Origin of the sequence: Enterobacteriaceae endosymbiont of Donacia dentata (genome assembly GCF_012570745.1) — a bacterium.
Taxonomy (GTDB): Bacteria; Pseudomonadota; Gammaproteobacteria; order Enterobacterales; family Enterobacteriaceae.
Map to the genome: position 1 here is coordinate 422503 of NZ_CP046212.1, position 22788 is coordinate 445290.

Sequence of the window (22788 nt, forward strand, 5' to 3'; positions counted from 1 at the left end):
ATAAATTAAATTTTAATATATATGAAAAAAATGTTTTCTTCAATTATTTATGAAGAAAAAATGTTATTATTAAGAGCACAATTAATAAAAGGATTTAATATAATTGATATTGCAAGATGGTTAAATTATAAAATACCTAAAAATATAAATAAAGATAAAGGAATTATGGGAAAATTAATTGAATTTTACTTAATAGGAAAACATCAAAATAATAAATTGAATCAAGATTTGCCATATTTAGGTATAGAAATTAAAACAATTACTATAAATAAAAAAAATAAAGTCATTAATGATAATTTTATTTGTTCTTTTTCTTTGATTAATGAAAATAATTTTTTATTTTATAAAAGTAAATTATATGATAAAATATCAAAAATTTTATGGATACCTATTATTAAAAATGTAAATACTCCTTTTTTTATGAATAAAATTGGAAAAGCATTTTTATGGAAACCTTCTAATAATGATAAAATAAAATTATGTAATGATTGGAATAATTTAACTAAATTATTAATTTTAGGACAAATAAATGATATTAATTCTTATAATGGTTATATTTTATTAGTTAAAAATAAATCTAACAAAAAAAAATTAACAAAAGCTATAGATAAAAATGGGAAAATTATATTTGTAACTCCTAAATCTTTTTATTTTAAAAAAAAATTTTTAAATTATATATTAAAAAATAAAGTTAATTTTAAAAATTAAAATAATTCTAAATTTATTAAATCTTTTATTTTTTGGCGACGTCTAATTATTCTAGGAATATTATTTTCAATTAAAATTTCTGGTATTAAAGGTCTACTATTATAATTAGAAGACATAGATGCTCCATATGCTCCAGTATCATGAAAAATTAGATAATCACCAACATTTACTATTGGTAACATAAAAAAAATAATTTCACCATCATCTGTTTGTGTAAATATATCTCCTGATTCACATAAAGGACCTGCAACAATAGTTTTTACTTTTGGATAAATAGACATATCTTTACCTTTAGATGATATAGCTGATATATAATGATAACTTCCATACATAACAGGACGAATTAAATCATTAAAACCTATATTAACTAAAACAAATCTTTTATTTTTTATTATTTTTATAGCACATACCTGGCAAATTAATATACCAGATTCAGCTACTAAAAATCTTCCTGGTTCAATTTCTAATTTTATATTTTTTTTAAAAAAATTTTTAATAATATTTCTTGTATTATCCCATAAATTAAAATAATGATTAGTGTCTACTTTTAGATCATTTATTTTATAAGGAATAGATAATCCTCCTCCTGCAGATATAATATCAATTTTTGGCATATATGTTTGTAAAACATTATATAACATTGAATTACATACTTTTTTTAAGTGTTGATAATCTACTCCTGATCCTATATGCATATGTATACCAATTAAATTTAAATTAAATTTTTTTATGATAGAAATAGCTTTTTTTAAATCTTTATACCATATACCATGTTTACTTTTTTCTCCTCCTGTATTTGTTTTTTTATTATGTCCATATCCAAAACCGGGATTAATTCTTAATAATATATTATGACCTTTTGATATATAACCTAATTGATATAACATATCAATAGAACCGATATTAACAGTAATGTTAGATATTTTAATATATCTTAATGTTTCTTTATCAAAAATATCAGATGTAAAAATAATATCATTTATTTTTTTAGGATTATATCCTGCTACTATTGCTCTTTCTATTTCTCCTAAAGAAATAGCATCTACTTTTACTCCTTCATATCTCATTAATTTTAAAATATTTATATTAGAACAAGCTTTTTGTGCAAACCTTATTGTATCAAACTGTTTTAATTGTGTAATTTTATCTTTTATATTTTCTGCACAATACAACCAAAATGGAGTATTATAATTTTTTATTAAAGATAAAATAGTTTGAATTGAAATATTATTTTTATTATACTTTTTATCAAATAATTTTACTATCATTTTTATTATTTATCCTAAGAATAAAATTTTTGTTAAAATATTATTTTAAATAAAAATAATATTTTAACAAAAATTTTAAATAAAAACATAAATTATACCTTTAATTAATTTAGTAGCCAAGATAATTTATCTATGTTATTTATAAAATAAAATATATATAAATATATAATATTTAAAATCATTATTTATATAGATAATCATTATTATTATAATAAATTATTTTTAATTTTTTATAAATTAAATAAATATTAATTTGTTATAATAAATATTATTAAATATATTAAATTTTAGGATATAATAATGTTAGAAAAAGAAATTATTATTAATAGTAAAAATGGTCTTCATACACGTCCTGCAGCAATTTTTGTAAAAGAAGCAAAAAATTTTATATCAGATATTACAATTACTTCTAATAAAAAAACAGTCAATGCTAAAAGTTTATTTAAAATACAAACTTTAGGATTAACTAAAGGTACTTCAATTATTTTAAAAATTTCAGGAAAAGATGAAGATAATGCAATGAAACATTTAATAAATGTAATTCAAAAATTATAAACTAGTTTTTTATTTTTATAAAATTATTATTTTTTATTCAATAAAATTAAATTATTAATTTTTTATAAAAACAATTTAATTTATTCTTAAAACTTAATAGAAAAATTATTATCTAATAATAGAGGTAAAGTATATGATTTCAGGAATTTCAGCTTCTCCTGGTATTTCTTTTGGTAAAGCTTTTTTATTAAAAATAGATAATATTATTATTAATTGTAATAAAATTAATAGTAATCAAATAGATTTAGAAATTAAAAAATTTTTGAATGGACAAAAAGAATCTATTAAACAATTAGAATATATAAAAAAAAATTCATTAAAAAAATTTAATTCTGATAAGTTATCAATTTTTGATGGTCATATTCTTTTATTACAAGATGAAGAAATGACTAAAGAAGTTTTATCTTTAATAAAAAATAATTTTTTATCAGCAGATACTGCAGTAAATTCAGTAATAAAATCACAAATAAAAATATTAAAAAATTTAAATGATAAATATTTAAAAGAAAGAGTTATTGATATTAAAGATATAGGAAATCGTTTAATAAAAAATATTTTAGGTTTAAATACTAAAAATTTAGATAAAATAGATAGTCAAGTAATTTTAATTGCAAAAGATCTTACACCTTCAGAAACTGCTCAATTAAATTTAAAAAAAATTTTAGGTTTTATCACTGATTTAGGTAGTAAAACTTCTCATACTGCTATAATGGCTCGTTCATTAGAAATACCTGCTATTGTAGGTACTGGTAATATAACTACAAAAGTTAAAACTAATGATTATATTATTTTAGATAGTATTAATAATAAAATATTTATTAATCCTTCAAATGAAATAATTAAAAAAAATAAAATAATATATAATCAATATATAATAGAAAAAAATAAACTTAAAAAAACATGTATTTTACCTGCTATAACTAAAGATAATTATAAAATTAAAGTTTGTGCTAATATAGGTTCATTAAAAGAATTAAAAAGTATTATCAAAAATGGTGCTGATGGTGTAGGTTTATATCGTACAGAATTTTTATTTATGAATCGAAATTCTTTTCCTACTGAAGAAGAACAATTTCATGTTTATAAAAATGTAACAAAAAATATGAATGGAAAATCTGTTATTATTAGAACAATGGATATAGGTGGAGATAAAAAAATACCTTATATGAATTTACCTAAAGAAGAAAATCCATTTTTAGGATATCGAGCTATTAGAATTAGTATAGATCGTAAAGATGTTTTACATACTCAATTAAGAGCTTTATTAAGAGCATCTATTTTTGGTAAATTACATATCATGTTTCCGATGATAATATCAATAGAAGAAGTTCTTTTTTTAAAAGAAGAATTAAATTTTTTGAAAAAACAATTACAAAATAAAAAATATGATTTTAATAAAAATATTCCTATAGGAATAATGATAGAAACTCCTGCTTCTGCTATAATAGCTAATCATTTAATAAAAGAAATTGATTTTTTTAGTATCGGAACTAATGATTTAGTACAATATACATTAGCTGTAGATCGTGGTAATGATTTAATTTCACATTTATATAATCCAATGCATCCTGCTATATTTTATTTAATAAAAAAAGTTATAGATGCTTCACATTCAGAAGGAAAATGGACAGGAATGTGTGGTGAATTAGCAGGTGATGAATACTTTATTCCTGTATTATTGGGAATGGGATTAAATGAATTTAGTATGAGTGCTATTTCTATTCCAAAAATTAAAAATATTATTTGTAAAATAGAAATGAAACAAGCAATAGAATTAGCTAATAATATTTTATTACAATCTAATATTAAAAATATTAATAATTTATTATTAGAATTTAACAAAAAAATTAATCTTTATTAAATAAGAGGTAATAAATATGAATATTTTTTCTAGTTTTTTTAAAAAAAAACATAAAAAAATCAATATTACTAAAATATTTGCTCCTATCACAGGAAATATAATAGATATAGAAAAAGTTCCTGATATTGTATTTTCAGATAAAATAGTAGGAGATGGTATTGCTATTGATCCTAAAGAAAATTTGATAGTTTCTCCAGTTGATGGTTTTATTGGTAAAATATTTGAAACTAACCATGCATTTTCTATAAAAACTGAAAATAATATAGAATTATTCGTTCATTTTGGAATTGATACAGTAAATTTAAAAGGTAAGGGATTTAAAAGAAAATTTAATTTTATTAAAAATAATCTTAATATAGTTAAAAAAGGGGAAATTATTATTGAATTAGATTTAGATTTTTTAAAAAAAAATACTAAATCTATCTTAACTCCAGTAGTAATTTCTAATATTGAAAAAATTACTAAATTCAAAAAATATGTAGGTAGAGTTATTGCCGGTATTGACCCTATATTAAAAATTTATAATTAATAAAATTTTAATCTTATAGAAAAATTTTTTTTAATAAGAAAAAATTATTAAAAAATATGGTATGTTATACTTTTTAAAAAATTGTTTATTAAAAAATAATTTTTATATAATTATTACTTTTTATAAAAAAATACGGCTATGTGTAATAGCAATTGCTAACGCATCAGCAGCATCTGTCTTAGGATAATAAGGTAGTTTTAATAACATAAAAACCATATCTTGTACCTGTTTTTTTTTAGCATTTCCTACACCAACAACAGTCATTTTTACTTTACTTGCTGAATATTCAAAAACAGAAAGATTATGATTAACAGCAGATACTATAGCAGCGCTTCTTGCATGTCCTAATTTTAAAGCAGAATCTGCATTTTTAGCCATAAAAATTTGTTCTATAACAAAACTATCTGGTTTAAATTTATTTATTATTTCACTTACATTATTATAAATAATTTTTAATCTTGTAGGAAAATCTTTTATTTTTAAAATTATACATCCACTATCAATATAAATTATTTTTTTTCCATATTTTCTAATTAAACCATATCCTGTTACTCTAGAACCAGGATCAATACCTAAAATTATCGTCATAATATAATCTTTTTTTTAAATAATATAATATTTATTATATATCAGCATTATGATAAATATTTTTAATATCTTTGCATTTTTTAGATAAAAAGAATAAATTCATTAATTTTTCTTTTATAAAAATACTTATTTTTTTTTTAAATAATGGTTTTACTATTAATTCTGTTTTAATAGGTTTTATTTTAAATTTTTTTATTTGTTTAGTAAAAAATTTATATTTTTTTTGTGTAAAGATTATTTTAATATTGTTTTTATTAAAAATAATATCATGTGCATTAAATTTTTCAGCAATATTTATAATATTTTCTGAATTATTATTAATAGATACATATGTTATATGTATTTGTTTTTCAAATATATAATTTACTGTACCATTTTTATGTAAATTACCTCCTATTTTATTTAAAATATAACGTATAAAAGATACAGTTCTATTATTATTATCTGTTAAACATTCTATCATTAATGCAACATTATTCGGACCATATCCTTCATAAAAAATTTCTTTTAATTTATTATTTTTTTCTTTTTTTATATTTTTTTGTAAAAAATTATTAATAGTTAAACGATTTATATTATATGATAATGCTTTTTCTATAACTAAACGTAATTTAGAGTTATATTTTGGATTTATTCCTTGTCCTATTTTTATAGCAGAATTTAATTCTTTAATGATTTTTGAAAAAATTTTACTTTTTTTATTATCTTGTATTTTTTTTCGATAACGTGTATTAGACCATTTACTATGTCCTGACATAAAAAACTATCCTTTTTTATTTTATATATGTTAATCCTAATTCTTTTAAGATATTATCATTAATAATATTAGGAGATTGTGTTAAGAGACATGTTGCTGAAGTACTTTTAGGAAAGGCAATTACATCACGAATATTATTTGTATTAGTTAATAACATAACTAATCGATCTAAACCTAATCCTATTCCTATATGTGGTGGTGTACCAAATTTTAAAGATTTAAGAAAAAAACCAAAATTTTTTTGTTGAGTTAATTTTTTAATTTTAAGAATACTAAATATTTTTTTTTGTATTTTAGAATCATATATTCTAGAAGAACCACTACCTATTTCATAACCATTAATTATTAAATCATATGAATCTGATAAAACTTCTTCAAGATTTTTATTTTCTAATATATTTTGTAAAAAAGATTTTTTAGGAGATGTAAAAGGATGATGTACTGAAACTAAATTTCCTATTTTATTTTTTTTAAATAATGGAAAATCTATAATCCATAATAAAGATAATTTATTATTATTAATTAAATTAAAGTCTTTTGCTAATTTTTTTCTTAATAATCCCATAGATGAAATATTCCCATCTATTACTTCTGTACCAATAAAAATAATATCATTATTATTAGCATTACTTTTATAAATGATATGTTTTATTTTTTCTTCATTTAAATTTGTAGAGAAAAAATTTTTTTTATTATTTAAAATATTAATTAATTTATTATTATAAACTTGATATATATTTAAGTCTTTTGTACCATATTTTTTTAAATAATGTTGATATTTTTTTAAATCTTTTATTTTTATATTATTTAAATATTTATTTTTAAGTAAAATAGAAATTATTCTATTTTTATTTTTTATTTTATTTTTTTTTATAAAAAAATTAGTTAAATTTATAAGTTTTAATTTATTTCTTAAATCAGGTTTATCAGTTCCAAAAAATTTCATTGACTCATTATAAGTTAAAATTTTAAAATCATGTAATAATACATTATTAATATTTTTCCATAAATGAAATATTATTTCTTCTATAAAAGATCGAAATTTTTTTGATTTTATAAAAGATACTTCTATATCAATTTGAGTAAATTCAGGTTGACGATCTGATCTTAAATCTTCATCACGAAAACATTTTGCTATCTGATAATATCTATCTAATCCTGCGATCATTAATAATTGTTTAAATATTTGTGGTGATTGTGGTAATGCATAAAAATTATGTTTATGTATTCTACTTGGTACCAAATAATTTCTAGATCCTTCTGGAGTTATATTTGTTAATATAGGAGTTTCAATATTTAAAAATTGATTTTTTTCTAAAAAATTTCTAACATAATAAATTATTTTTGATCTTAATTTTATTATATTAACCATTTTTTTTTGTCTTAAATCTAAATATCGATATTTTAATCTAGTTTCTTCTGTATTTACAATATTTATGTCAATAGGTAATGGTTTAGATTTACTAAATATAAATATATCAAATACAATAATTTCTATTTCTCCAGTAAATAAATTTAAATTTTTATTTTTTTCTTTTCTTTCATTTATTATTCCTTTAATTTTAACACAGAAATTATTACGTAATTTAGTTGCTATTTTATAGGCAATTATATATTTAGGTTTAAAAACAGCTTGGATTATCCCTTCTCTATCTTTTATATTTGCAAAAATTAATTTTCCTAAATTTCTGTAACTATCTACCCATCCATAAATAATTATTTCCTGATTAATATATTTTTTATTAATATGACCACAATAAATTTTATTTTCCATTTATCAAACCTTTTTTAAAAAAATTAATATATTGATTTTATAACAAATAATAATTTTTATTATGTAATAAAATTACATTTAATTATAAAAATTAACATTTATACTTATTTATAATTATATTTAATAATAAATATATCACTTTGTATATTTTAAATAAAAAGACTTAATTGAATAAATTTGGTCAAAATAAATTAAAAATTAATCATAATATTTTTAATTGTATTATATAATTAAAATATTTTTTAAAAAATATAACTAAATAGATTAAAAATATTATTAAAAATAAATTTTATTAAATATCTTTTAGATTATATTTAATGACATAAAATATATACTTATGTCAAATTTATTAAAATTTTTTTTTAAACAAATATAGAATTATATTCTATTTATATTATTAAATAAAATTTTAATAATAAAATAATATAATATAATATTATTAAAAATAATTAATTTTAATATTTAATTATAAAAAATTAAATAATTTATTTTTATATTATAAAATTATATTTAGATTATTTTTAAAAAATATTAGTTATAGTAATTTATATATTCTGATTTCTTTAATTATAATATTAAATATAAAAATTTTTAAAAAAATAAAATGTATTATTTATAAATTAATAAAATATTTAAATTAATTTTAAAAAGGTCATATATGAATATAAAAAAAATTCTTTCAAAAAAAATTCATAAATCAATGATAAAAGCAGGCATACCATCTCAATATAATGTAGTATTACGTCCATGTAAAAAAGTAGAGTTAGGACATTATCAAATTAATGGTATTATATCAGCAGCAATTTATTTAAAAAAAAATCCTAATGATTTAGCAAATAAAGTAGTTGAATTTTTAGATTTAAAAAATTTTCTATCTAAAATTACAATATCTAAATTAGGATTTATTAATCTTTTTATTAAAAAAAAATGGTTATCAAAACAAATAAATTTATTGTTTACTTCTAAAAAACTAGGATTAACACAAAAAATTATATCTGAAAATATTATTGTAGACTATTCTAGTCCTAATATAGCAAAAGAAATGCATGTAGGTCATTTAAGATCTACAATAATAGGTGATTCTATGGTAAAAATTTTATCATTTGCTGGATATAATGTTACTAAAGTTAATCATATTGGTGATTGGGGTACTCATTTTGGAATGCTTATTGCTTTTTTAGATTCTGAAAAAAAAAAAAATAATATTTTAATATCTGATATAGATCAATTATATAAAAAAGCACGTAAAAGATATTCTGAAGATACAAAATTTGCAATAAAATCGAGGTCTTATGTAGTTAAATTACAAAAAAAAGATCCTTTTTGTTTACAAATATGGGAAAAAATAGTAAATATTTCTATGAATCATAATTATCTTTTATATAAAAAATTAAATGTAGAATTATCTTCTAAAGATACTATGGGTGAAAGTACATATAATGATATGTTACCAGATCTAATTATAGATTTGAAAAAAAAAGGAATAGCTGTTGAGAATAATAAAACTGTTGTTATTCCTATTAAAGGATTAAAAAATAAACAAGGTAAATTAATGGCTGTAATTATACAAAAAAGTGATGGAGCATATTTATATGCAACAATTGATATTGCTTGTATTAAGTATCGTTATAAAAATTTTAAAGCACATCGTATTATTTATTACGTAGATTCTCGTCAAAATCAATATTTAAATCAAATTTTTAAAATAGTAAAAAGAGCACATTATGTTCCTTCTAATATAAAATTAGAACATCATATGTTTGGAATGATATTAAATAAACATAGAAAACCTTTTAAAACAAGAGAAGGAAAAAATATAAAATTAGATCATTTGATAAATGAATCTATTATAAGATCTAAAAAAATAATTATTAAAAAAAATCCTTCTATAAAAAAAAATGAATTAGAAAAATTATCTCATATCATTGGTATAGGAGCTCTTAAATATGCAGATTTATCTAAAAATAGAATGAATAATTATATTTTTAGTTGGAATGATATGTTATCTTTAGATGGTAATACATCATTATACATTCAATATGCTTATGTTAGAGCACAATCAATTTTAAGTAAAATTGATATAAATTTTAATAATTTATTAAATTTAGAAATGAAATTTATCAATCATTATGAATTTAAACTTGCTATAACATTTTTAGATTTTGAAGAAATAATTTTTAAAATAGTTAAAAAAGGTACACCACATTTATTATGTAATTGGTTATATAAAATTTCAGTATTATTTTCTATATTTTATGAAAATTGTAAAATTTTAAATTTAAAAGATGATTTATTAAAAATAAGTAGATTAAAAATTGTTTTTTTAACTTCTTTATTTATAAAAAAAGGATTATTTTTATTAGGTATAAAAACTGTAAAAAAAATGTAAAAAATGTATTATTAATAATAAAAATATTATTTATTTAATAAATAATAATATATAATAAAATAATTTTATATTTATAAAAAATTTTTTTAAAAATTATATGTTTAAAAAAAAAGTAATAATTGCAATGTCAGGAGGTATAGATTCTTCTTTTTCTGCTTGGTTATTAAAAAAACAAAATTATCAAGTAGAAGGATTATTTATGAAAAATTGGGAAGAAGATGATATAACGAATAATTGTAATATTAAAAAAGATTTATTTTATGTAGAACATATTTGTAAAAAATTAAATATTATTTTACATAAAATTAATTTTTCAACTGAATATTGGGATTTTGTTTTTAAAAAATTTCTTTCTGAATATAAAAAAGGTTATACTCCGAATCCTGATATATTATGTAATAAAATAATTAAATTTAAATATTTTATGAATTTTGCTTTTAAGAATTTAGGTGCAGATTTTATTAGTACTGGTCATTATGTTCGTTGTAAAAAAATTAAAAATCAGTTTTCCTTATTAAAAGGAATAGATAAAAATAAAGATCAAAGTTATTTTTTATATACAATAAAAGAAAAACAATTAAAAAAAATTTTATTTCCTATAGGAGGTTTAAAAAAAACAGAAGTAAGATATTTTGCTAAAAAATTTAAATTTATTAATGCTAAGAAAAAAGATTCAACAGGAATTTGTTTTATAGGAGAAAAAAATTTTACTAATTTTTTAAGTAAATATTTACCCTCTATAAAAGGTAATATAATTGATATTAATGGTAATATTATTGGTATACATAAAGGATTAATACATTATACTATAGGACAAAGAAAAAGAATTGGTTTAGGAGGATCTTTATATTATGGTAATAAACCATGGTATGTTTATAAAAAAAATATTAAAAACAATACTTTAGTTGTCGTACAAAATAGAAAAAATTTATATTTATATTTTATTGGATTAATATTAAAAAAGATAAGTTGGATTCATAATAATCACCCAGATGTTTCAAAAACATATACTCTTAAAACGAGATATAGACAAAAGGAAGTTAAATGTAAAATTTTTATTTTAAAAAATAATAAAATTAAAGTGTATTTTAATTCTCCTATATTTAGTGTTACTCCAGGACAATCTGCAGTGTTTTATTTTAAAAATATTTGTTTAGGAGGAGGTATTATAGAAAAAGGAATTTCAGTTATTTAATTTTATTATATTTTTTCAATTTATTCTAATAAAAAATAAATTTTTTATTTTTATATAAAAAAATAAAAAATTATTAAAAATTTAATTTTTAATTTGTAAAAATTAGTAATTATAAAATTTAATTTTATAAATTAGTTTATATTAGTAATATGTATTAAGTATAAATTAATATTTAGTTAGAGCATTTTTATGAAAAAAAAACATTTTAAAAATGTATTAATTAATCTTAATAATATAAATAAATCTTTTTTAGGTAAAAAAATTATTTCTAATTTAAATTTAAATATAAATGATGGAGAATTTATTACTTTATTAGGACCTTCTGGTTGTGGAAAAACAACAATCATTCGTTTAATAGCAGGTTTAGAAAAAGTAGATAGTGGTTCTATCATATTAAATCAAAAAGAAATAACAACAGTTCCAGCAGAAAAGAGACAAATAAATACCGTTTTTCAAAATTATGCTTTATTTCCTCATATGTCTGTTTTTGATAATATAGCTTTTGGATTAAAAATGCAAAAAAAGACAAATAGAGAAATTGCAAAAAAAGTTAAAAAAATATTAGATATAGTTCAATTACAAAAATTTATAAATAGAAAACCTCATGAATTATCTGGAGGACAACAACAAAGAGTTGCTATAGCAAGAGCGGTAATTAATAAACCTAGAATATTATTATTAGATGAATCATTATCAGCTTTAGATTATAGATTACGAAAAAAAATGCAAAATGAATTAAAGGCATTACAAAGAAAATTAGGTATTACTTTTATATTAGTTACGCATAATCAAGAAGAAGCTTTAAGTATATCAGATCGTATTATTTTAATAAAAAATGGAAAAATCGAACAACAAGGGACTCCTAAAGAAATATATGAAGAACCAAAGAATCTTTTTGTTGCTAAATTTATAGGTGATATTAATATATTTGATGCTGTTATAATCAAACAATTAAATAATCATAAAGTACAAGTAAATTTAGAAGGTTATATATGTAATCTTAAAGTTCCATTTCCTATTATTCCTGGAGAAAAAATTCATGTCTTATTAAGACCAGAAGATTTAAAAATTAAAGAAATTCATAATGATATTAATTTAGAAAAAGGACTTATTGGTTATATAAAAGAAAAAAATTATAAAGGAATGACCTTAGAATCTATTTTAAAACTTAAAAATGGAAAAATTATTACCGTAAGTGAATTTTTTAACGAAAATGATCCTGATGTAGATCATTTTCTTAATCAAAAAATGTTAATAAATTGGGTTAAGACATGGGAGGTTATTTTACCTTATGAAAAAAATAATGGAATATATTAAAAAAATTATGATTTTTTTTATTATTAGTTGGTTATTATTATTTATATTTTTACCTAATATAATAATAATTATTATTAGTTTTTTAAAAAAAGATAATTATAATCTAATTACAATTCAATTTTCTTTTAATAATTATTTAAAATTATTAAATTTTTTATATATTAAAGTTTTTATAAATTCTTTATTTATTTCATTTATTACTACGATTATTTGTCTTTTAATAGGATATCCCTTTGCATGGTGTTTAACAGAAATATCTGCTAAAAAAAGATCTTTAATGTTATTTTTTTTATTTTTGCCATTTTGGGTTAATTCTTTAGTTAGAATATATTGTTTAAAAATATTTCTAGGAATTAATGGATGGTTAAATTATATTTTACTTTATTTTAAAATAATTCATAATCCTATTCATATAATATATACTCCTACAGCAGTAATTTTAGGATTAATATATATTTTATTACCTTTTATGATAGTTCCAATATATTCTAGTATTGAAAAATTAGATAAATTTTATATAGAAGCAGCAAAAGATTTAGGAGCTCCATTATGGAAAATTTTTTTTTATATCATTATTCCTTTAACTATTCCAGGAATTATTGCCGGTTGTTTATTAGTTTTTTTACCTAGTATGGGATTATTTTATATTTCTGATTTAATGGGTGGATCTAAAAATTTATTAATAGGAAATATTATTAAAAATCAATTTCTTAATATTAGAGATTGGCCATTAGGAGCAGCAACAAGCACAATAATAACATTATTAACTGGATTTTTTTTAATATTATATTTTAAAATTATAAAATTTTTAAATAAAAAGGAATTTCAAAATAATGTTTAAAAATATTTTCAGAATTATTTTTATAAATATAATTTATTTTTGGTTTTACATACCAATTATTCTTTTAATTATAAATTCTTTTAATTCATCACGTTATGGAATAATATGGCAAGGATTTAGTACTAAATGGTATCATGAAATTATACATAATACTTCTTTATTAGAAGTTACATATCATTCTTTATGTATTGGAATGATTACTGCTACTTTTACAACTTTTATTGGTTTATTAACAGCTTTATCATTATATTATTATAATGATTATATTAAATCATTTATAAGTATTTTATTATATATAGTAATCATATCTCCTGATATTGTGATGGGTATTTCTTTATTATTATTATTTATAATATTAAATTTTACTTTAGGATTTTGGTCTTTATTATTTTCACATATTACTTTTTGTTTACCTTATGTAGTAATTACTATCTACTCTAGATTAAAAAATTTTGATATTCATATAGTTGAAGCAGCAAAAGATTTAGGAGCCAATGAAATAATTATTTTAACAAAAATTATATTTCCTTTGATATTTCCAGCAATTATTTCTAGTTGGTTATTAAGTTTTGCTTTATCTATGGATGATATAACAATATCGACATTTGTTACAGGACCTGAGTATGAAATACTTCCATTAAAAATTTATTCACTAGCTAAAATTGGAATAACTCCAGAAATTAATGTTTTAGCAACTATATTAATAGTTATATCTCTATTTTTAGTTATTTTAAGTAGAATTATTTTAGGAAAATCAAAAATATATAATCAAATTACTTCTTTAGTAGATTAAATTTTTTATTTTATTATAAAAAATCTATTTTTGACATTCATTACAAAAAAAAGTACTTCTTTTTCTTAAAAAAATTCTAATAATTTTTTTTTTACAAATTTTACATAATTTATCTTTTTTACCATATACAAAAAAATATTTATAAAAATTACCTATATTTCCATTAGGTTGATTATAATTATTTATAGAAGAACCGCCATATTTAATTGATTTATTTAAAATAAATTTAATATTTTTAACTAAAAATGTAATTTCTTTAAAAGTTAAAGTATTTGATCTTCTTGTAGGTAATATTCTAGATAAAAATAATGATTCATTTGCATAAATATTACCTATTCCTGTTACAATATTATTATCCATTAACATTATTTTAATAAAAATACTCTTTTTTTGTATAATATTATATAAATATATATTATTAAATGAATCTTCTAATGGTTCAGGACCTAATTTCTGTAAAAATATATTATTTTTATAATTTTTTTTTTCCCATAACCAAAAACCAAATTTTCTAATATCTGTATAACGTAAAATTAAATTATTATTAATAATTAAATCAATATGATCATGTTTACTATATAACAAATTTTGTTTATTAATTAAAAATAATTTTCCTGTCATACCTAAATGTATAATAATTGTATTATTTAATAAAATTAAAATAATATATCTACCCCTCCTTTTAATATCAAAAACTTTTTGATTTTTTATATTTATTATATATTTTGAAATAAAATATTTTAATTTTCTATTTCTAATAATAGAATAATTAATTATTTTACCTTTTAAAAAAGGTTTTATCATATTTTTAATAACTTCTACTTCAGGTAGTTCAGGCATAAAATTTTATTTACCAATACAAAATTGAGAAAAAATATTTTTTAATAAATCTTTAGAAGTAAATTCTCCAGTGATAGAATTTAATTCTTTTTGTATTAATCTTAAATCTTCAGATAATAATTCTATAGAATTTGTTTTTAAAAAATTTTTTTGACTTTCTATTAAAAATTTATATATATAATTTAAAGAATCTACATATCTTTCTCTAGCTGTAAATTGATCTTCGTTATTATTAGTATATATGATTTTTTTTTTAATAAAATTCATTAATAATGAAACTCCTTTATTATTTTTAATTGATAACCTTATAGTGACATAATTATAATTATTTGTTAATTCTGGAATATTATTTGTCATATCTATTTTATTACGTAAAATAATCATAGGAATATTTTTTATAAATTTTTTTAATTTAATTTTGATTATTTCTGATAGATTTTTTTCAGATATTCTATCATCTACTATTAAAAACAAATAGTGAGATTTTTTTATTTCTTCAAAAGTTTTTTTAATTCCCAAAATTTCAATTTCATTATCAGTATTACGAATACCAGCAGTATCAACTATTTCTATAGGAACAGAATTTATATAAATATTTTCATGTAAAACATCTCTAGTTGTTCCAGGAATATTAGTAATTATAGAAATATTTTTATCAGTAATCATATTCATTAAACTTGATTTACCAGAATTAGGTGGACCAATTAAAGTTATTTTAATTCCTTCTTTAATTCTTATCCCATTATTAACATATTTTTGAATATTTATTAAATTATTTAATAATTCTTTTAATATATTTTTAATATTGAAACAAAAAATAGAAAAATTAATTTGATAATCAAATTCAAGAAAAGATTCTATTTTTACTCTTAAATTAGTAATAATATTTGAAAAATTTTTTAATAATAAAGAAAATTTTCCATTCATTAAATTCATTGCTGAAAATACTGCAGCTTTTGAATTAGCTGAAATAATATCGGTAATTGCTTCTGCTTGAGTTAAATCAATTTTTTTATTCAAAAATGCTCTTTTAGAAAATTCTCCTGGAGAAGCAATTCTAATACCAGGTATTTTAATAATATTATTAATTAATAAATCTAATAATATAATACCTCCATGACATTGGAATTCTAAAATATCTTCTCCTGTAAAAGAATGAGGTTTTGGAAAAAATAATACAATACCCTTATCTATAATTTTGTCTTTATAAAAAAAAGGTAAATAATGTGCATATCTTGGTTTTATATAATTAAGTTTTAATATATTTTTTATTACCACTAAAACTTTATCACCAGATATTCTTATAATTCCTATACTACCTTGACCTAAAGGAGTTGCTCTAGCTATTATTGTATATTTATTTTTTTCCATAATGTTCTTTATTGATTATATGATATATCCATTTTTGTTGTAATATTGTTATTAAATTATTAACTATATAGTATAATACTAATCCAGAAGGAAGCCATAAAAAGAACAGGCTAAAAAAAATAGGTATTATATATGCAATTTTTTTTTGTATAGGATCATCCTCATAATCATTTTTTGAAATTTTTTGAATAACTAACATACTAATACTCATTAGTATTGGTAATATATAGTATGGATCTTCTGAAGATAAATCTTGAATCCAAAATAAGAATGGAGTGTGTCTTAGTTCTATAGAATTAGTTAATACATAATATAATGCTAAAAAGATAGGCATTTGTATAAGAAAAGGTACAAAACCAGAAAATGGATTTAATTTTTCTTTTTTATACAATAATAATATTTCTTGACTAAAACGTTTTTTATCATTACCAAATATTTCTTTAATTTTTTTAATTTTTGGTTGTAAAAAATGCATTTTAGCTATAGTAACATATTGTTGTTTTGATAATGGATATGTTATAATTCTTATAATTATAGTAATTAAAATTATTGAAAAACCCCAATTTCTTGTTATATTAAATAATAAATTTAATAATTTAAATAATGGTTTAGATAAAAACCATAAAAAACCATAATCGATAGTTAAATCTAAAAATGGAGCTACTTTTGACATTTGTTCTGATATTTTAGGACCTATCCATAATTTTGATAAGAAAAATTTTTTTTCTCCTGATAAAATTAAATGATTAGAAGTTTTAAATCCAATACTTATAATATTATTAGATATATTTTTTATATATATATTATTTTTTTTAGAATAATTAGGAATAATCCAAGCTGAAGTAAAATATTGTTGTAATACAGCTATCCATCCATTTTTAGTATAAATATTAATATTTTTATTTTTTTTAATATTAGAAAATTTATATTTTTTAAATTTATTATATTCAGTTGAATATGCTATACCATTAAATGTTTTAATAGAAATATTATTTTTTTTTTCTAAATATTTTTTAGGTATATTATTAGAGTGATTTATTTGTCCAAATACAGATATATAAATAGGGTTTAATGTTTTATTAAAAATCTGATGATTAACAGTTATTGCATAACTTCCTTTTATAAAGGTAAACATTTTTACATATAAAATATTTTTTTTATTAAAAATTAAAGGTACTTTTAATATATTTTTATTTTTTCCTAAATAAAAATATTTTTTTTTGGAAAAAAATTTTTCATTTTTATAAATATCTTCAATTTTTTTAAAATTACCTTCTTTTAGAATACCACATTTAATTTGATATATAAAATCAGATTTATTTTTTAATAAAGTAAAAAAATTTTTAGAATTTAATTTATCTGAATAATTTAGGAAATATACTTTTTCAATATTACCTCCATATGGATTAATATATAATAGAAGTTTATCGGTTTTAATTATAATATTATTTTTTTTAGTTATATTAAAAAATTTTTTGTAATTTTTATGATTAAGAATATTTTTATTGATAATTAATTTTGTATTGTTTTTTGTATAATTATGTATTTTTCCCCAATTATATAAAATTGTACAACTAAACAAACAAAAAATGATTAAAATAAAATTGTTTTTAGAATACATTATTAATCTCACATTAATTTATTAAAATTTATACTGTAAATTAAAATAAAAATAAATTATTATTCATAATAATAATAATAAAATTCTCAAATAAACTTTTTTAAGATAATTAGTTTATTTTATAAATATTCCATATATTTTCTAAATATATTTTAAAATAAAAATTATTTATTTTTAAAATATTTTTATTATTGATAATAATAATATAATCCATATTATAGAATATACGTTGATTTAAGCGAAAATATTCACGAATAATTCTTTTGAATTTATTTCTAATATTTGTTTTTTTTATTTTTTTTTTTTGTATAATTATACCGATTCTAGAATATTGTAATTTATTTACATGACTTAAAATAGTAAAATATTTATTCTTTATTTTATTTGATTGATTGAATATAAAATTATAATCTAATGAAGTTAAACGTTTATTTTTAGAAAATTTTAAATTACTCACTTTGTTTATTTGAATTTAATTTTATCTGATACTGTTAAATAAGCACGCTTTTTAACTCGACGACGATTTATAATATTTCTTCCATTATGTGTTTTCATTCTGATTCTAAAACCATGAGATCTTTTTCTTTTTAATATCGATGGTTGAAAAGTACGTTTCATTTAAATTTATACCTATATATATTATTTATATATGATTTATTATTACACAAAAAAAATTTTTTATATATTTTTTTTTAAAAATTAAATTAATATTACTAATATACTTTTTTTATATGTTATCATTATAATGATAGTGTTTTATGTTATATATTTTAATTAGAAAATAAAAAATTATGGATTATGAAATTATAATTAATCGTGAATTATTAATCAAACCATTAAAACATATTACAAATATTATTACTAATCATTCTATATTACCAATTATTAATAATATTTTAATAGAATTTTTAGAAAATGGAATGATTATTTTTAAAAGTACTAATTTGGAAATAGAAATAATATCTATTATAAATAATGAAATTAATAAAAAAAAATATTCTATTACTATACAAGGGAAAAAATTTTATAATATATGTTATAGTTTACCTAAGAATAAAGATATTAAAATTTTATTTAATAAAAATCAAGCTATAATATCATCACAGAAATGTCTTTTTACAATAACCACATTTCCCATAAATAATTTTCCTAAAATAAATTTTTTTAAACATGATATAGAATTTAATATTACTCATAAATTAATAAAAACTTTTATTAATGCTACTTATTTTTCAATAGCAAATAATGATGTAAGAAAATATTTAAATGGTTTATTATTAAAAATTAAAAATAATATTTTAAATATTGTATCAACTGATGGACATCGTTTATCAATTTATACTACTTGTATTTCTAATACAAAAATTATTAATAATTATGCTATAATTGTACCACGTAAAAGCATATTTGAATTATCTAAATTAATTAAAAATACTGATGAATTAGTAAATATAAAAATTAATAACAATAATATATGTTTTATTTTTAATGATTTAAAATTTACATCTAAACTAATTAAAAATGAATTTCCTAATTATCTTAAGATAATACCTAAAACATTTGATAAAACAATTAATATTAATCGTATTTTTTTAAAAAATGCTTTATATAGAATTTCTATTCTTGTTAATAATAATACTAAAGGAGTAACATTATCATTTAAAAATTATAATTTAAAAATTTTTAGTATTAATATTAATAATGAAATAGCTGAAGAAACATTAACAATAGACAAATATAATAACAAAATAAAATGTGATATTGATATATCAATAAATATTAGTTACTTAATTGATGTAATAAATGTATTAGATGGTGATATTATTAAAATATCTTTTATTAATAATATTTCTAGTATTAGAATAGAAGATTCTAGTGATAAAAATAGATTTTATTTAATCATGCCTATGAAAATTTAAAATTTTATTTAAAACATAAAAATATGTGAGAGTTTAATTTGAATAATAAATATTATAGTTCATCAAGTATCCAGATTTTAAAAGGTTTAGATGCTGTAAAAAAAAGACCAGGTATGTATATAGGTAATACAGATGATGGTACAGGTTTACATCATATGGTTTTTGAAGTTATCGATAATGCAATAGATGAATCTTTAGCAGGTTTTTGTAAAAAAATTAATATCATTATACATAATGATAATTCTATTTCTATTATTGACGATGGTAGAGGAATACCTACTGGTATACATAGAGAAGCAAAAATATCTGCAGCTGAAGTAATTATGACCGTATTACATGCTGGAGGAAAATTTAATAATAAATCATATAAATTATCTGGAGGATTACATGGTGTAGGTATTTCTGTAGTAAATGCTTTATCTAAAAAATTAGAATTAACTATAAAAAGAAATGGGAAATTATATAAACAATATTATTATAATGGTATTCCAAAAGATAGATTAAAAACAATAGGGATTACTAATATTACAGGTACTCATATTAGATTTTGGCCTAATTATAATGTTTTTAATAAAATTCAAGTATTTAATTATGAAATTTTATCTGAAAGATTAAGAGAATTATCATTTTTAAATTCAGGATTATTTCTTTCTATAACTGATGAAAAAAATAACAAATACGATTTTTTTCAATATATGGGAGGAATAAAAGAATTTATTAAATATTTAAATAAAAATTATGATTCCATTCATAAAAATATTTTTTATTGCTATACAAAAAATAGTTCTATTAATATAGAAATAGCTATGCAATGGAATAATTCTTTTAAAGAAAAAATATATTGTTTTACTAATAATATACCTCAAATACACGGAGGTACACATTTATCAGGATTAAAATCTGCTATAACACGAACATTAAATTCATATATAGATAAAGAAGGGTATAATAAAAAAAAGAAAATAAATATAATAGGACAAGATACTAGAGAAGGATTAATAGCAATTATATCTATTAAAATTATGAATCCTAAATTTTCTTCTCAAACTAAAGAAAAATTAATATCATCAGAAGTAAAATCATTAGTTGAATGTTATGTTAATCAACAATTAATGTTTTTTCTTTTAGAAAAACCTAGAGATGCTAAAAATATAATAGAAAAAATTATATATGCAGCTAAAATAAGAGATACAGTAAGAAAAACTAGAGAAATAATAAAAAATCAAAATTTTACAGAAATATCAAGACTACCAGGAAAATTATCAGATTGTCAAGAAAATAATCCTGCTTTATCTGAGATTTATTTAGTAGAAGGAGATTCTGCTGGTGGATCAGCTAAACAAGGTAGAAATAGAAAAAACCAAGCTATTTTACCATTAAAAGGTAAAATTCTTAATGTTGAAAAAGCTAAATTTAATAAAATTCTTTCTTCTCAAGAAATAGTTACTTTAATTACTGCATTAGGTTGTAATATTAATTCTGGAAAATATAATTTAGAAAAATTAAGATATCATAATATTATTATTATGACAGATGCAGATGTAGATGGAGCTCATATTCGTACTTTATTATTAACATTTTTTTATAGACAAATGCCAAAAATTATCGAAAGAGGACATATATATATAGCGCAACCTCCTTTATATAAAATAAAGAAAGGTAATCAAAAATTATATATTAAAAATGATGAAGAAATGACTTTATATAAATTAAAAATAGCATTAAATAAAGCAATTTTTTATTTTAAAAAAACAAAAGAAACATTATCTGATAAAAAATTATGGATTTTAGCAAAAGAATATAATTTTGTTAAAAAAATTATAAAATTTTCTAAATATATTTTTTTAAAAAAAATATTCTATGCATTATTATATAATTTAAAATTAAGTAAATTTGATAATTATGATAATGTTAAATTATGGTTAGATAATTTACTTTTATATTTAAATAATAATTTAATGAATATTACATTTACAGGCTCAATTAATAAAAATATAGAAAAAAATATTTTTGAACCTATAATTTATGAAAATAAATATGGAAATAAAAATAAATATTTATTAGATAATAATTTTTTTATTAGTACAGAATATAAAAAAATATTTTTATTAGGAAATAAATTAATTTCCTTAAAAAATAAAAAAATTTCTTATATAAAAAAAAATAAAAAATATAAAAATATTAATTCTTTTGAAGAAGGAATTAAATGGTTATTAAAAGAATCTAAAAATAGTTTTACTATACAAAGATATAAAGGATTAGGTGAAATGAATCCAAATCAGTTATGGGAAACTACAATGAATCCTTTAACTCGTAGTATGTTAAAAGTAACAATTAAAGACGCAGAAAAAGCTAATCAATTATTTTCAACTTTAATGGGTGACGAAGTTGAACCTCGAAGATTATTTATAAAAAATCACGCATCACAAGTGATGAATATTGATATCTAATTTATTTGAGAT

20 protein-coding genes are annotated in these 22788 nt (G+C 18.2%); 11 read left to right on the forward strand and 9 right to left on the reverse strand.

The window, feature by feature from the left end:
* The first annotated feature begins 21 nt into the window (after positions 1-21).
* On the forward strand, positions 22-708 hold the full coding sequence (locus tag GJT90_RS02035; RefSeq protein WP_168920213.1) for a MutH/Sau3AI family endonuclease: 687 nt from the start codon (positions 22-24) through the stop codon (positions 706-708).
* Here GJT90_RS02035 and lysA read toward each other — a convergent pair.
* Entirely contained in the window at positions 705-1976 is a 1272-nt protein-coding gene (lysA, locus tag GJT90_RS02040; protein WP_168920214.1) for a diaminopimelate decarboxylase, read from the reverse strand. The two genes, GJT90_RS02035 and lysA, sit on opposite strands and share 4 nt — an antisense overlap.
* Positions 1977-2276: 300 nt before the next feature.
* Between lysA and GJT90_RS02045 the strand changes: the two genes are divergently transcribed.
* The 3 genes from GJT90_RS02045 (at position 2277) to crr (ending at position 4921) form a co-directional block, all read left to right on the forward strand.
* A complete protein-coding gene (locus tag GJT90_RS02045; protein WP_168920215.1) occupies positions 2277-2531 on the forward strand; it encodes an HPr family phosphocarrier protein in 255 nt (84 codons plus the stop codon).
* A 133-nt stretch (positions 2532-2664) separates the two neighbouring features.
* Complete coding sequence (gene ptsI / locus GJT90_RS02050) at positions 2665-4392, forward strand: phosphoenolpyruvate-protein phosphotransferase PtsI (protein ID WP_168920216.1); 1728 nt, start codon at positions 2665-2667, stop codon at positions 4390-4392.
* Between the two features lie 16 nt (positions 4393-4408).
* Positions 4409-4921, forward strand: a complete 513-nt coding sequence (gene crr, locus GJT90_RS02055; protein WP_168920217.1) for a PTS glucose transporter subunit IIA — start codon at positions 4409-4411, stop codon at positions 4919-4921.
* Between the two features lie 120 nt (positions 4922-5041).
* On the opposite strand, the gene ruvC is transcribed toward crr, so the two are convergent.
* From ruvC to aspS, 3 genes are read right to left on the reverse strand one after another with little or no spacing between them, the layout of a single operon-like run.
* Positions 5042-5509, reverse strand: coding sequence for a crossover junction endodeoxyribonuclease RuvC (gene ruvC / locus GJT90_RS02060; RefSeq protein ID WP_168920218.1), 468 nt, complete (start codon positions 5507-5509; stop codon positions 5042-5044).
* A 34-nt stretch (positions 5510-5543) separates the two neighbouring features.
* The gene (locus tag GJT90_RS02065) at positions 5544-6266 is read right to left on the reverse strand and encodes a YebC/PmpR family DNA-binding transcriptional regulator (protein ID WP_168920219.1); all 723 of its coding nucleotides are present in this window, start codon (positions 6264-6266) and stop codon (positions 5544-5546) included.
* A 16-nt stretch (positions 6267-6282) separates the two neighbouring features.
* The gene (gene aspS, locus GJT90_RS02070; protein WP_168920220.1) at positions 6283-8040 is read right to left on the reverse strand and encodes an aspartate--tRNA ligase; all 1758 of its coding nucleotides are present in this window, start codon (positions 8038-8040) and stop codon (positions 6283-6285) included.
* A gap of 658 nt (positions 8041-8698) precedes the next feature.
* On the opposite strand from aspS, the gene argS reads away from it, so the two are divergent.
* The 5 genes from argS to potC all read left to right on the forward strand — a co-directional run bounded on the left by argS (position 8699) and on the right by potC (position 14575).
* Positions 8699-10429 (forward strand): arginine--tRNA ligase, encoded by a 1731-nt coding sequence (gene argS / locus GJT90_RS02075; protein WP_168920221.1) that lies wholly within the window; start codon positions 8699-8701, stop codon positions 10427-10429.
* A 73-nt stretch (positions 10430-10502) separates the two neighbouring features.
* A complete protein-coding gene (gene mnmA / locus GJT90_RS02080) occupies positions 10503-11624 on the forward strand; it encodes a tRNA 2-thiouridine(34) synthase MnmA (protein ID WP_281352661.1) in 1122 nt (373 codons plus the stop codon).
* 189 nt (positions 11625-11813) lie between these two features.
* Positions 11814-12941 carry a spermidine/putrescine ABC transporter ATP-binding protein PotA gene (potA, locus tag GJT90_RS02085; RefSeq protein ID WP_168920223.1) on the forward strand — a complete coding sequence of 376 codons (1128 nt, stop codon included), beginning with the start codon at positions 11814-11816 and terminating at the stop codon, positions 12939-12941.
* Entirely contained in the window at positions 12916-13782 is an 867-nt protein-coding gene (gene potB / locus GJT90_RS02090) for a spermidine/putrescine ABC transporter permease PotB (protein WP_168920224.1), read from the forward strand. The genes potA and potB overlap by 26 nt, the downstream gene beginning before the upstream one ends.
* Positions 13775-14575, forward strand: coding sequence for a spermidine/putrescine ABC transporter permease PotC (gene potC, locus GJT90_RS02095; protein ID WP_168920225.1), 801 nt, complete (start codon positions 13775-13777; stop codon positions 14573-14575). Before potB ends, potC begins: the two co-directional genes overlap by 8 nt.
* 24 nt (positions 14576-14599) lie before the next feature.
* Here potC and mutM read toward each other — a convergent pair whose 3' ends face one another.
* The 5 genes from mutM to rpmH form a co-directional block, all read right to left on the reverse strand.
* Entirely contained in the window at positions 14600-15415 is an 816-nt protein-coding gene (mutM, locus tag GJT90_RS02100; RefSeq protein WP_168920226.1) for a bifunctional DNA-formamidopyrimidine glycosylase/DNA-(apurinic or apyrimidinic site) lyase, read from the reverse strand.
* 6 nt (positions 15416-15421) lie between these two features.
* A complete protein-coding gene (mnmE, locus tag GJT90_RS02105) occupies positions 15422-16786 on the reverse strand; it encodes a tRNA uridine-5-carboxymethylaminomethyl(34) synthesis GTPase MnmE (protein WP_168920227.1) in 1365 nt (454 codons plus the stop codon).
* On the reverse strand, positions 16773-18407 hold the full coding sequence (gene yidC / locus GJT90_RS02110; protein ID WP_168920228.1) for a membrane protein insertase YidC: 1635 nt from the start codon (positions 18405-18407) through the stop codon (positions 16773-16775). The genes mnmE and yidC overlap by 14 nt, the downstream gene beginning before the upstream one ends.
* Before the next feature lie 109 nt (positions 18408-18516).
* Positions 18517-18864 carry a ribonuclease P protein component gene (gene rnpA, locus GJT90_RS02115; protein ID WP_168920229.1) on the reverse strand — a complete coding sequence of 116 codons (348 nt, stop codon included), beginning with the start codon at positions 18862-18864 and terminating at the stop codon, positions 18517-18519.
* Positions 18865-18869: 5 nt separating this feature from the next.
* Positions 18870-19025: a 50S ribosomal protein L34 gene (gene rpmH, locus GJT90_RS02120; RefSeq protein ID WP_168920230.1), complete on the reverse strand. Its 156-nt coding sequence runs from the start codon at positions 19023-19025 to the stop codon at positions 18870-18872.
* Positions 19026-19198: 173 nt separating this feature from the next.
* On the opposite strand from rpmH, the gene dnaN reads away from it, so the two are divergent.
* The gene (gene dnaN / locus GJT90_RS02125) at positions 19199-20326 is read left to right on the forward strand and encodes a DNA polymerase III subunit beta (RefSeq protein WP_168920231.1); all 1128 of its coding nucleotides are present in this window, start codon (positions 19199-19201) and stop codon (positions 20324-20326) included.
* Positions 20327-20364: 38 nt separating this feature from the next.
* Entirely contained in the window at positions 20365-22776 is a 2412-nt protein-coding gene (gyrB, locus tag GJT90_RS02130) for a DNA topoisomerase (ATP-hydrolyzing) subunit B (RefSeq protein ID WP_168920232.1), read from the forward strand.
* The last annotated feature ends 12 nt before the right edge of the window (positions 22777-22788 follow it).